16 protein-coding genes are annotated in these 12,951 nt (G+C 43.4%); all 16 read left to right on the forward strand.

What is annotated here, in order from left to right:
- The first annotated feature begins 4 nt into the window (after positions 1 to 4).
- Positions 5 to 1,993, forward strand: a complete 1,989-nt coding sequence (locus ABNE31_RS09685; protein WP_067035970.1) for a heavy metal translocating P-type ATPase — start codon at positions 5 to 7, stop codon at positions 1,991 to 1,993.
- Between the two features lie 38 nt (positions 1,994 to 2,031).
- On the forward strand, positions 2,032 to 2,466 hold the full coding sequence (locus ABNE31_RS09690; protein WP_067035967.1) for a transcriptional repressor: 435 nt from the start codon (positions 2,032 to 2,034) through the stop codon (positions 2,464 to 2,466).
- 124 nt (positions 2,467 to 2,590) lie between these two features.
- A complete protein-coding gene (locus tag ABNE31_RS09695) occupies positions 2,591 to 2,719 on the forward strand; it encodes a hypothetical protein (RefSeq protein WP_258537667.1) in 129 nt (42 codons plus the stop codon).
- Positions 2,720 to 2,753: 34 nt separating this feature from the next.
- Entirely contained in the window at positions 2,754 to 2,966 is a 213-nt protein-coding gene (locus ABNE31_RS09700) for a hypothetical protein (RefSeq protein ID WP_229702480.1), read from the forward strand.
- 43 nt (positions 2,967 to 3,009) lie between these two features.
- Complete coding sequence (locus tag ABNE31_RS09705) at positions 3,010 to 3,810, forward strand: cation diffusion facilitator family transporter (RefSeq protein WP_067036940.1); 801 nt, start codon at positions 3,010 to 3,012, stop codon at positions 3,808 to 3,810.
- A 36-nt stretch (positions 3,811 to 3,846) separates the two neighbouring features.
- Positions 3,847 to 4,758, forward strand: a complete 912-nt coding sequence (locus ABNE31_RS09710; protein ID WP_083158134.1) for a cation diffusion facilitator family transporter — start codon at positions 3,847 to 3,849, stop codon at positions 4,756 to 4,758.
- Positions 4,755 to 5,759: a sodium:calcium exchanger gene (locus ABNE31_RS09715; RefSeq protein ID WP_349351059.1), complete on the forward strand. Its 1,005-nt coding sequence runs from the start codon at positions 4,755 to 4,757 to the stop codon at positions 5,757 to 5,759. Before ABNE31_RS09710 ends, ABNE31_RS09715 begins: the two co-directional genes overlap by 4 nt.
- The gene (locus ABNE31_RS09720) at positions 5,756 to 5,929 is read left to right on the forward strand and encodes a hypothetical protein (RefSeq protein ID WP_166247885.1); all 174 of its coding nucleotides are present in this window, start codon (positions 5,756 to 5,758) and stop codon (positions 5,927 to 5,929) included. Before ABNE31_RS09715 ends, ABNE31_RS09720 begins: the two co-directional genes overlap by 4 nt.
- A gap of 14 nt (positions 5,930 to 5,943) precedes the next feature.
- The gene (locus ABNE31_RS09725) at positions 5,944 to 6,120 is read left to right on the forward strand and encodes a hypothetical protein (protein WP_162987829.1); all 177 of its coding nucleotides are present in this window, start codon (positions 5,944 to 5,946) and stop codon (positions 6,118 to 6,120) included.
- Positions 6,121 to 6,395: 275 nt separating this feature from the next.
- Complete coding sequence (locus ABNE31_RS09730) at positions 6,396 to 7,238, forward strand: universal stress protein (protein ID WP_067036932.1); 843 nt, start codon at positions 6,396 to 6,398, stop codon at positions 7,236 to 7,238.
- 362 nt (positions 7,239 to 7,600) lie between these two features.
- Entirely contained in the window at positions 7,601 to 8,800 is a 1,200-nt protein-coding gene (locus ABNE31_RS09735; protein WP_083158133.1) for a di-heme oxidoredictase family protein, read from the forward strand.
- Positions 8,801 to 9,241 (forward strand): Rieske (2Fe-2S) protein, encoded by a 441-nt coding sequence (locus ABNE31_RS09740; RefSeq protein WP_067036929.1) that lies wholly within the window; start codon positions 8,801 to 8,803, stop codon positions 9,239 to 9,241.
- Positions 9,213 to 10,445, forward strand: coding sequence for a hypothetical protein (locus ABNE31_RS09745; protein ID WP_116183712.1), 1,233 nt, complete (start codon positions 9,213 to 9,215; stop codon positions 10,443 to 10,445). Before ABNE31_RS09740 ends, ABNE31_RS09745 begins: the two co-directional genes overlap by 29 nt.
- A gap of 146 nt (positions 10,446 to 10,591) precedes the next feature.
- Positions 10,592 to 10,963 carry a metalloregulator ArsR/SmtB family transcription factor gene (locus ABNE31_RS09750; protein ID WP_067036925.1) on the forward strand — a complete coding sequence of 124 codons (372 nt, stop codon included), beginning with the start codon at positions 10,592 to 10,594 and terminating at the stop codon, positions 10,961 to 10,963.
- A 1-nt stretch (position 10,964) separates the two neighbouring features.
- Positions 10,965 to 11,588 (forward strand): mercuric transport protein MerTP, encoded by a 624-nt coding sequence (gene merTP, locus ABNE31_RS09755; protein WP_067036923.1) that lies wholly within the window; start codon positions 10,965 to 10,967, stop codon positions 11,586 to 11,588.
- Positions 11,589 to 12,935, forward strand: a complete 1,347-nt coding sequence (locus tag ABNE31_RS09760; protein WP_067036921.1) for an NAD(P)/FAD-dependent oxidoreductase — start codon at positions 11,589 to 11,591, stop codon at positions 12,933 to 12,935.
- Positions 12,936 to 12,951 lie beyond the last annotated feature (16 nt).

The raw sequence follows: 12,951 nt of genomic DNA on the forward strand, positions 1-12,951 counted from the left end.
TAATATGAATGACAAGGAAAAACATAGTAATGACGATGGCCACAATCACGACCACGGTGGCATCTTCGGCAAAAACACCGAACTCTATTTTGCTATATTAAGTGGGGTCACACTAATAACAGGTTTCCTATTGGAGAAATTTACAGGGGTTTCAGAAAACATTCCTTTTGGACTCTATATTGCGGCCTACTTTTTTGGAGGTTATTTTACCCTGAAGGAAGCTATTAGCAAAGTGGCCAAGGGCGAATTTGAAATCGATTTCCTGATGCTGGTCGCGGCTGCGGGGGCGGCCTATCTGGGCGAATGGGCAGAAGGTGCCTTGTTGCTTTTCCTTTTTAGTCTGGGTCACGCATTGGAAAACTATGCAATGGGCAAGGCAAAAAAGTCCATTGCGGCACTGACCGACCTCGCCCCAAAAACAGCCCTTCTCAAGAAAGATGACGATACCGTTGAAGTGGGTATTGAAGAACTACAGGTGGGCGACATCATCGTGGTGCGCCCCAACAGCAAGATATCCGCCGATGGTGTAATTGTAAAAGGTAACAGTAGTGTTGACCAGGCACCCATTACCGGGGAAAGCGTTCCGGTGGACAAAACACCAATAGAAAATCCGGACAAAGAGTATACCTCAAAAAGCAATATTCCCAATGAGAACCGTGTATTTTCAGGAACCATCAATGGCAACAATACCCTTGAAATAAAGGTAATCAAAGAGGCAAAAGATTCTACCCTCAACCGCTTGGTCACTATGGTTCAGGAGGCTCAAGACCAGAAATCGCCCACCCAGTTGTTGACCGACAAGTTTGAGCGGTACTATGTGCCAGCGGTCATTATACTGGTCGTTGCACTGAATTTTGCTTTTTTGGTCATCGATGAACCGTGGAGCGAAAGCCTATACCGTTCCTTGGCGGTATTGGTAGCTGCAAGTCCGTGCGCGCTCGCCATTTCGACGCCATCTGCTGTATTGAGTGGTGTGGCAAGGGCTGCGCGTGGCGGGGTCTTGATAAAAGGCGGTCGCCCATTGGAAGATTTAGGGGTGCTTACCGCATTGGCCTTTGACAAGACAGGAACGCTTACCGAAGGAAAACCAAAGCTTACCGACGTCGAAAGTTTTGGCAGTATAGATAAAAAGGAACTGTTGGAAATCGCGATTGCGGTTGAGGAACTGAGCGACCACCCCCTGGCAAAGGCAGTTGTACGGGACGGAATGGAACGGCTCGGGAAGGACACAAAGATTCCGGATGCCGATGATTTGGAGGCCGTACAGGGCAAGGGCATAAAGGCAAACTATCAAGGGAATTCCATTTACATTGGTAACCTGGAACTCTTCGAGGATATTGATAAGGGCGTACCCGACGATGTATCAGAAAAGGTAAGAGCGCTTGAAGGGGAAGGAAAGACCACGATGCTAATAAAAAGGGGCAATGAATTTATAGGGATGCTGGGGCTGATGGACACCCCACGGGAAAAAGCCAAGGAAACCCTTGCCCAACTAAAGGAAATAGGCATCAAGAAAATGATAATGCTTACGGGCGACAACCAGAAAGTGGCAGATGCCGTAGCCGAGGAAATTGGGTTGACCGAAGCTCGCGGAAGTCTGCTTCCCGAAGAAAAAGTGGAGGCCATCAAAAAACTTGCGGAACAGGAAAATAAACTGGCAATGATAGGTGATGGGGTCAATGATGCCCCTGCTATGGCAAACAGTACCGTTGGTATTGCAATGGGTGCGGCGGGAAGCGACGTGGCTTTAGAAACCGCAGATATAGCACTAATGGCAGACAAACTGGAAACCTTGCCTTTTGCCATCGGTTTAAGCAGAAAAGCGAAGGCGATAATCAAGCAAAACTTATGGGTTAGCTTGGGGGTTGTTGCCCTTTTAATTCCTGCGACAATTATGAGTTGGGCAAGTATAGGGATAGCCGTGGCCATTCACGAGGGCTCTACGTTGGTAGTGGTGGTCAATGCATTGCGTTTGCTCGCCTACAAAAAATAAATTCAATAAAGGAGATTGCCTTTGAATCAAGGTTAAAAATGAACAAAACGGAAAAAATATTGTCGAATTACGGTATTCGCCCTACTCAAATGAGGTCCAAGATATACAGGTATCTGAGAAGGAAGCAAAGTGCCGTGTCCTTTTCCGACTTGAAAAAGGTCTTTGCTGAAAAGAGCGAAACCAATAAGACAGCAAACAGAACGACCTTTTATCGCAACCTTAAGATTTTTGAGGATAAAGGACTTATTCATCAGATAAATGATGGAACCGGAGTGGCAAAATTTGCGATTTCCGGTGAAAATGCAAAAGGTGAATACGGTTCAGATTTACATCTGCACTTTCATTGTACCGAATGTAAGAAAACAATCTGTTTGCCAAATAAAATACCGGAAGAAAGTTTACCAGCTGATTATAAAATAAACGATGTCAACCTGGTATTAAAAGGAATATGCGTGAAATGTAAGAAAAAATAACAGGTGGGAGTTCCAGAACTTTGAACCCTTGCGCCCAAGAGTCAAGTTCAAGGTTCTTCCACCTTATTTAACCAAAAAAATACAACTATAGAAAAATATGATATAACAATTATTGGTTTGTGTTTTGGCGATAATGGAATTCAGGGCAGCGGCAGAGGATATCGCACGGATGCCCCATTGGCATCCCACATTTTCAGAAACCTTTAAGGAAGCCTTTCTGGCCGCTACCGAAGATAGGGCATTGCATATATAAATATTGGGGCAAGTAATACCATATAAAATATAAGATGATGAAGAAAATTCAAAAGCTAACCCAGGAAATCAACGAATTGACAGTAAGGATTGAACACGAATATCCCGAACTCTATCGGTATTTGGATGAGAACCCCATAACGATTCCCGTAGATGATGAAGCAAAACCGACCATTAAATCGTTCGCTGATTATTTGGAGAGCTTAAAATCGATTTTGGAAAAATATATGGAATCCCATAATAAGTAAAGAGTGAAAAGACCAAACGTAGAATTTAATACAGATTATTTAAATGTCCACCATAAACAAAACCACTTTTAAGGTAAGTCAAATGGATTGCCCTTCAGAAGAACAGATGATAAGGATGAAACTGGAGTCAAACCCTCAAATCAAATATCTGGACTTTGACATTCCGAATAGAAAGTTGGATGTGTACCATCAGGGGAATGCCCAAGAAATAAACGTGGAATTGGGTGCATTAAAGCTGGGGGAAAAACTTTTGGGAACAGAAAAGGCGGAAACACCTATTGCCGAAGACGAGACCAAACAAAAGAAGATACTCTGGTGGGTCTTGTACATCAATTTTGGGTTTTTCGTTATCGAAATGACCACGGGTTGGATTTCTTCCTCGATGGGCCTTATTGCGGATTCACTAGATATGCTAGCCGATTCCATTGTGTACGCGTTGAGCCTTTTTGCCGTAGGCGGCGCTATTTCCAGAAAAAAGAAAGTGGCGAAGTTCAGTGGCTATTTTCAAATGGCCTTGGCCCTGCTGGGATTTTCGGAAGTCCTGAGAAGGTTTTTGAGCAGTAGTGAAACCCCTTTGTTCCAATGGATGATAATCGTTTCCATTTTCGCCCTTATCGGCAACCTCGTTTCCCTATGGCTGATAAACAAGGCCAAAAGCAAGGAAGCGCATATGCAGGCAAGTGCCATCTTTACCTCAAACGACATTATTGTGAACGGCGGGGTAATACTGGCAGGGGTGCTGGTTTATTTTTTAGACAGTAAATGGCCCGATTTGGTCATAGGCGGTATTGTATTTGCCTTTGTGATGCGAGGAGCCATTAGAATTTTAAAATTGTCCAAATAACGTATTGGGAAGAAAAGAAATAGCAAAAGAAAGATTTTGGAAAGGAATCCAAATGCCATATCCCGAATAGGACTCAAAACTACCCTCGTAGGTATTTTGATCAGTGCATTATTGGCATTGATCAAAGGTTTGGGCGGGGTGTTCGGGCATTCTTATGCCCTTATTGCCGATGCGATCGAATCCGGGGCGGATGTGCTGACATCCGCACTATTATGGGCCGGGTTGAAATGGTCGTCAAGGCCACCGGATGAAAACCATCCCTACGGACACGGTAAGATAGAGGCCCTGGTGGCGGTGGGTATTGCTATAGCCCTAACCATTGCAGGTGGTATAATCATAAGGGACAGCATCGACCATATTCTGGTACCCCACAAAACTCCTGCACCCTTCACACTCTTCATACTGGTATTTGTTGTCCTCACGAAAGAGGCGTTGTATCGTTATGTCATGAAAACAGGTGATGAAATCAATAGTTCGGCCGTCAAGGCCGATGCATTTCACCATAGGAGTGATGCCATTACGTCGATAGCCGCTTTTATAGGTATTTCCATAGCATTGATCGGTGGCGAAGGGTTTGAGATAGCGGATGATTTCGCGGCACTCATTGCAGCGGGCATTATTCTGTTCAATGCCTATAAAATAGCTAGGTCATCGGTAAGGGAGTTGCTGGACGAAGCTGTTGAGCCCGAATTTCGAAATGAGGTTATCCGACAGGCCGAAGCCGTTCCTGAAGTGGTAAGGGTAGAGCGCTGCCATTCCCGAAAGATGGGAACGGCCTTTCATATCGATATGCATATTTGGATCGATGGGGAATTAACTGTGACCGAGGGCCATGATATTGCACACAAAGTAAAGGAGAGATTGTTCAGGTCATATTCCGAGATACTTGACGTGCACATCCATATCGAACCTAGCAAAGAGAGAAATGTTAAAATGACAGAATTATGAACAGTTGGCTATTGGTACTCGTTTTGGGCCTAGCGGCCTGGGCAGCACACTGGGGTGCGGATCGATTGTTGACCCCTTTAAAGTTGCTCCGCAAGCAATGGGGCCTTACCGCTTCCGCTGGAGCCGCTTTTCTTGCCTTTGTAACGGCAAGCCCTGAAGTTGCCATAAATATTACCAGTGCAGCTCGGGGAGTCTCCAATATTGGCCTGGGAAATTTGTTGGGTTCCAATATTATTTCCATTCCCTTAATGGTGACCATAGCTTATTTTGCTTCCCGGAAACAGTTCAAGAACAACAAGGAACATCAAGAGCATCTTGATAAAAACGTTCTGGCATTGAACAAACGTTCGGTTTCCGTACTGTCCCTTCCATACTTGGGCATTATCGCCCTTGTGGCCATTTTGACCTTGCCAAAGCCCTGGCGCGGGCTACAACCAATAGACGGGTGGATTATGCTGGTCGCTTATGCTGCCTTTTTGACTCACGCAATCATAAAAGGCAAGGAAAAGGGCAAAAAAGTAGAATGGAACAAAAAACAGGTCTGGTTATCGATTGCCGGGGCCTTGGCCATAGCAGTCGGAGCATTTTTCATAGTGAAGGCGACCGAAAATATTGTTTCTGCCCTAAATATTTCTGAAATCGTGGGAGGCCTTTTCATCACGGGCATAATGACCACCGCACCGGAAATATTCAAGACCTGGAGCGTGGTAAAAGGGGGAGAGGTGACTGCGGGTACCACCAGTGTTATAGCGGACAATGCCGTAACGATGACGGTGGCATTTTTTCCGCTGGCGTTGGTAACCACCCCCATTGAGGATTTTGAACTGTTCTGGGTCAACCTGGCCTTTGTCGGGCTTATGCCGCTGCTTTACACACTATTTGTGCATCAAAGCAAGGAACTGCACGGTTTCTCTCGTTGGCAAATTTTTGTGTTTGATGCTGCCTATGTCGCCTATTTACTGGTCATGGTTTTTTTCGTGTTGAAACTTTTTGATAGATGAAAAAGGAACTTTTTAAAGATTGCTCGATGAGGCTCAATATGCTGGATGAAAACATCCACAAATTGGCCGTAAAGTATGCTGAAGAATACTATATAACAAACCAATGCTCCAAGGAGGAAGCCCTTGAACGCGGTATTGTAAAAGCAGAGATGGAAGGGCGAAAGCTCTAAAAAAAGTATAGAATATGGACTGGACATTTGAAGATTTCAAAACAAAGCTTGATGGCCTACAGCCGTCAGTTCGGAAGAAGGCCCTCAAAATTGCGCAAGAATTGGTAAAGGAGAATGGGTATTCTCGTGAGAAGGCCATTACGGAGGGAATCAAACGTGCAGAAGAATGGTTTTATGACCTTAGGGGATAGCATTGGTGCGTTAATTTAAGTAAAGCACAGTACATTATGTCACGGGAAAGGAGAAAGCGGAGACTAGAGGAAAAAAAGGGTAATTCAATAAACAAAAAAGTGAGAACCAGAAAGGAGAAAGCGTATTGCCTGTTGGTTTTTGTGGCAATGTTCCTTGCGGTGCTGACAATTGCCTTTCTAGATGCAATTCTATATGGTTTTTACCTGCTTTTCAATTGAATAATTAAACCTAAAAAGAAAGATTAATGAAGTCAAATCAATAAAAACAAAATGATATGAAAGATGACGGAATTTTAATACCTGTAGATTTCACAGAGGTTTCAGAAAATGCGGTGAGCTATGCTATTGGGCTAGCACAAAAATTGAAATCAAAACTGGTTTTTGTCCACGCCTATTCAGTGGCATATCCATCCGGTACGCCCATCGGGATGGCAACTATGGCACACAATGTAACAGATACCACAGCATCACAAGAAAAAATCAATAAAGAAAAATTGGATAAGTTTCTAAGAGGCTTTCCTGAACTGGACAAGTTGGAATTTCAAGCAATGATCGGTTTCGGGGCAACGGTCGATGTGATTTCTGGCCTAGCTAAGGAAATAAATACCAGTCTTGTCGTTATGGGTACCAAGGGTACGGCTTCGGGATTTGATGAAATTTTTATTGGAACCGTTACCGAAAAGGTGACACAAAAGGCACCTTGTCCAGTACTGGCCGTACCTGAAGATGCCAGCTATACTGCATATAAGCGTATCGGGGTCGCAGTGGATACGGATAGTATGGATAATAGAATAGATTTTGAAATGTTGTCCAAATTATTGGAAAACTATAATGCACAATTGCACTTTGTACATATAGCGGACAAACAGGAAAGGGTGCCGGAGAAAGCATTTATTCGTGAAAGATTTGGCAAACTTCTTGTACCTAATCAATGGTCTTTTACAGTTATCGAGGAAGGCAAACCCGAAGAGGGTATCGATGAATTTTTGACTGAAACCCCAATAGACCTATTGGTTTTGCTTTACAGGGAACACGGATTTTTTGAGGCAGTTTTCAAAAAGGGGCTAAGAAAAAAAATGCTGTATGCCTCCAAGGCCCCATTGCTGATAGTTAAGTAGCCCTTCTACTTATGTGCTCTAGTAAATATTAGTTTTCGCTTACTACGCGAAATTATCGTGCTCATTCTGGAAGCTAGTGGACTTGCCACAATGTGGGAGGCCGTATTTGCCGATGTGGGAGTAGCGTTATTGGCAATATTCAATGCGGTTCGATTGCAGAAGATGAAGTGGACTTAGGAATAGTAAGTATCGAAATATAAATTTTCATTCTGACCAACGCACAATTTCCCACAGTACGGGATTTGCATAATTAAATCAACAACCCTTTTAAGATGTAAACACTTCTTTCTTGATAAATTACTATAAATAAATTTAGACTAAACTAAAAATATATTTATATTTACAAAAATATAAATATAGCAATGCCTAAAATTATTCAATTTTACATTGGTCTGTCCTTAATCGCTCTACTTGGCTGTGAAAATTTCGGACCCGAAGAACCTATGGAGTTTGAGTTATTGGATGGGCCGTTGGATGGATTGTCCGTTAGTGAGCAACAGCGTTTTTTAGCCGGGGATATTGCCTTTAACGATGATGTTTTTACCGTTGAAAAAGGCCTTGGTCCCTTGTTTGTTGGCACCAGCTGTGCAAGTTGCCATTCAGGGGATGGAAAAGGTCACCCATTTAATCAACTTATTAGGTTTGGTAACAATGATTTGACCATACCCTCGATGTTATCCTTTGGTGATGGCAGGAACCAGATTCAAAATAAAGCCATACCGGGTTTTGAACCGGAGACCGTGCCGGAAGGCTTCCCATTTTCCATTTTGGTCGCTCCGGCGGTGACGGGATTGGGTTTGTTGGATGCTGTCTCTGATGCGGATATTTTGGCTCACGCAGACCCTTCTGATGAAAATCAGGACGGCATTAGTGGAAGGCCTCACTACAATATTCCTCCTGAATTCACCAAGATTCGGAATAATAGTGTTCCCCAGGGAAACAATTATATCTTCAGGTTTGGAAAGAAAGCGGGTAGTTATGATTTGTTGCACCAAAGCGTCAGCGCATATAACCAGGACATAGGAATTACATCCCTTTATGACCCTATAGACCCGTTCAGTGGACTTGAAGAGGATCCTGAAATAAGCACCCAGACCTTGAACGATGTCGTTTTCTACCTTAAAACCTTAAAAGCACCAATTCCCAGAAATCAAACAGACCCCGATGTAATTGCTGGGAAAGAACTCTTTGAATCTGTACAATGTGCTGTCTGTCACACACCCACGTTGACCACAGGATTTTCCCCAATTGAATCGTTATCCCTTAAGGAATTTCATCCCTACACGGATTTGTTGTTACATGACATGGGGCCTGAATTGGATGATGGATTCACCGAAGGAAATGTCGGGACTTCTGAATGGAGAACCCCACCGCTGTGGGGAATCGGTTTATCGGCCAATTCCCAAGGCGGGCAAATGTTCCTGTTACATGATGGAAGGGCTTCGAGCATTGAAGAGGCAATTGAATTGCACGGCGGTGAGGCCGATAATTCAAAAGCCCGGTATTTGTCCCTGACCCCAAAAGAAAAATCACAACTGATAAAATTCATTAATTCCCTATAGGTGCATAGAAAAGATTTTATTAAACAATTTGGATATCTGATTGCAGTCCTGCCAGCTTCTTCCGCTTTGCTCAGTAGTTGCGCAGGCCTGTATTATGCTTCCTTTGTTGAAGAAGGGAGAGTGCTACGAATTTCAAAGGGTGAGTTTCAACAGGTGAAAGGGGGAAAGCAGATTGAACGTGATTTCGTAGTCATCCAGAGCGATTCCATGCGATATCCGATCGGAATATTCAAAACACAAAACAGTAATTATCTGGCCAGTTTGATGCAATGTACCCATAGGGGCTGTGAACTCAACATTGGCGGCGGCATATTCAACTGTCCATGTCATGGCAGTGAGTTCGACCGTTCAGGCAGGGTTTTAGAAGGGCCGGCCGAAGAAAACCTAGAATCATTTGAAATAACCACCGATTATGAGAATATCTATGTGCATGTCCGGTAAAATATATGTGGCCTTTGTCTTAATGAACGTCTGCGTTTTAACCCTTAGCTCGCAAACCATCGATAGGGACAGTATTCGGGAATCCATGAATATGGATGCGGTTTATGACCGTCCGTTTTTGACTTTCGATAAATTTCCAGTCAATCTTGGTGGTTATCTTGAGGCGAACTCAATCTACAGTATTGAGGACGGATTGTCGGAGGGGCTTTCTTTTCAGGCCCGAAGATTGACCCTTTTCGTTTCGGCGTCCATTTCAAAGCGCATTAAGTTCTTGACCGAACTGGAATTTGAAAACGGGACAGAGGAAATTGCCATTGAATTCGCCTCAATGGACATTGCCTTGCACCCCTTGTTGAACCTTAGGGGAGGCATCGTACTGAATCCAATAGGATCCTTTAATCAAAATCACGACGGACCAAAATGGGAGTTTGTCGAGCGGCCAGATGTCAGCACCAATTTGTTGCCCGCCACTTTCTCCAATGCCGGATTTGGTATATATGGAAAGGCATATAAGGGAGCTTGGACCTTGGGCTATGAAGCATACCTCACCAATGGCTTTGATACAAGCATTATAGATAATGAGGAAGAAAGGACATTTTTGGCCGCAGTCAAGGAGAATTCCTCGCGTTTCGAGGAGAATTTTAGCGGCAATGCGCTCCTCAATGGAAAGTTCGCCATCAAGCACAGAAAATTAGGAGAATTGGGCATTTCCTATATGGGCGGGGCATACAACAGGAAAGAAGTTGATGGGCTTCAGGTTGATACAAAATCAAGAAGGGTAGATGTTCTTGCCCTGGATTTAAATACTGCCATTAAAAAAACGGGGACAAGGTTTATCGGTGAGATGGCCTACATATGGGTCGATGTTCCGGACACTTTTACGCAGCAATTTGGTGATCGGCAAGTTGGTTTTTTTGTGGACATTGTTCAACCGATACTAAGTACCGCAGTATTGGACTGGGAAGATGCCATACTCAATCTATCGCTCAGAACGGATTATGTGGATTACAACATTGGCAGGTTTGCCCAGACCAATACGAATATTGGGGATGATTTATTCGCAATTACACCTGCAATAAGCTTTAGGCCCGCACCACAGACCGTTCTAAGGATTAACTACAGATACCAGTGGCAACATGATATTCTCAACAATCCATCCTCAAGAACCGCTACATGGTATTTTGGATTCAGCACCTATTTTTAATAAAATATTCTACAAAGCTGCTTTGATTTCATACCGGGTAGAATGTACTTAAGTAAGGTGTGATTTTAAAAGAGCATCGATGGATAGTATTATTTAAGTATTTGCTTAAATAATTATATTAATATATCTTTGTCAAAAACAGTACTATGGCACTTGAATTAAGTTGTACACGCGCCGAGGCCGACCAAAAGCAACTAATGCGTTGTCGCGAAACCTTAGGAACAAACTCAGAGGCAATTTCCGAAATCAGCAAAATACTCGCGCTGGCCGGTAACGAAACACGGTTAAAGATATTATTCCTGTTATATGAGGAAGGTGAGCTTTGTCCCTGTGATTTTGCCGATATACTTGAAATGAGCGTGCCCGCAATTTCACAGCACATACGTAAAATGAAGGATGTGGGACTGATTGTTTCGAGACGTGAAGGGCAAACCCTGTATTATTCATTGGTCCAGAATCATAACGAAATATTGGAAAATGTGTTTATTAAAATTCAGAAAAATAAAAAGGTAGCATAAAATGGAAACAGGAAAAACCTCGAACAAGGTAGCCTACGCAGGAATATTGACGGCCATGGCGGCATCAATATGTTGTATAACCCCGGTTTTGGCTTTGATTGCAGGAACCAGTGGAATCGCATCCACGTTTTCTTGGGTGGAACCATTTCGGCCTTATCTTATCAGCAGCACTATACTCGTATTGGTCTTTGCCTGGTACCAGAAACTACGACCAAAAACACAGGAGGAAATTGACTGTACCTGTGAGGATGATACAAAACCCTCCTTTTGGCAATCCAAAAGCTTTCTTTTAATAGTTACGGTTTTCGCGGGATTGATGCTGGCGTTTCCATATTACTCCAATATGTTTTATGCACAGCCGAGTAAGGACATTGTCTATGTCTCGCAATCCAATATTGTAAAGCACACGTTTAATGTTGAGGGAATGACCTGCGCAGGGTGTGAAGCCCACGTAGAGAGCGAGGTCAACAAATTGGATGGCATATTATCCGTCAAGGCCAGTTACGAAGGTGCGAATACCCTAGTGGAATATGATAAGACCAAAACCGATTTGGCCGCAATCCAAAAAGCGATAAACAGCACAGGTTATAAAGTAATCGATGGTGAAAACAAAGAAAACGAGTAGATGAAAAAGTACGATGTTTTTGTTATCGGTTCCGGGATGGCAGGGATGACCATTGCCAATAAATGTGCTTCCAAAGGCCTTAAGGTAGGCATTACTGACGAACTGCCCTACGGTGGAACCTGCGCGCTAAGAGGTTGCGACCCCAAAAAGGTAATCATCGGTGCGACAGAAGTAAGGGATTTTGCAATACGCTTAAAGGATAAGGGTATCGATACGGTTCCCAATGTCAATTGGCGGGATATTATGGCCTTCAAACAATCCTTTGTGGATGCAATGCCGCCCAAAATAGAAAAAGGATACAGGCATAATGATATAGACACCTATCATTCTTCGGCAAAATTTCTGTCCAAAAATACCCTACAGTTGGGAACAGATACTATCGAAGCCGACAAGATTGTGATTGCAACGGGCGCAAAACCAAGGGTACTGGATTTTGAAGGTGGGTACTTGGCACTTTCGAGTACCGATTTCCTCAATTTAAAGGAGCTACCCAAATCCCTGCTCTTTATTGGCGGAGGTTACATCGCCTTTGAATTTGCACATATCGCCGCCCGTTGTGGTGCCGATGTAACTATTGTACATAGGGGCAAACGACCTTTGGAAAACTTTGAACAGGATATTGTAGTACACTTGATAAATGCCACGAAGGAATTGGGAATAAAACTGGTTCTAGCGACCGAGGTTTCTAAAATCGAAAAGAGAGATAACCACTATACAGTTAAAGGAACTACCGACGGTAAAGAAATGACATTTAGAACGGAAACCGTTTTCAATTCGGCCGGTCGCCCGCCTGCAATTTTTGATTTGGAGCTGGACAAGTCCGGAATATCCTTTTCAAAAGAAGGGGTTGCCGTCAACGAATATCTTCAAAGCGCATCGAACCCAAATGTTTATGCGGCCGGAGATGCGGCAGATTCAAAAGGACTGCCCCTGACACCTGTTGCCGTTATGGAAGGACATATTGTAGCTTCGAATATCATCAAGGGGAACACGAAAAAAGTGAGCTATCCACCTATGCCCTCCGTAGTTTTCACTTTGCCAACATTAGCAGCCGTAGGTCTGACCGAGGCAGAGGCCAAATCACAAAAAATCGAATATCAGGTCAATTATAACGAGGTGGGCAATTGGTTCAACGCAGAGCGGTTGAATGTTAAGGAATATGCCTTTAAGACTATTGTCGATAAAGAAGATCATACGATACTGGGAGCACATTTAATTGGTCCCAACGCCGAGGAAACCATCAATTTGTTCGCAATAGCGATAAAGACCAAGATGAGGATCAACGATTTAAGGACTATGATTTTTTCTTATCCAACATTATCCTCGGATATTCCCTATATGCTTTAACAAAATATCAAAATTT

It is taken from the genome of Flagellimonas sp. MMG031 (assembly GCF_040112705.1).
Taxonomy (GTDB): domain Bacteria; phylum Bacteroidota; class Bacteroidia; order Flavobacteriales; family Flavobacteriaceae; genus Flagellimonas.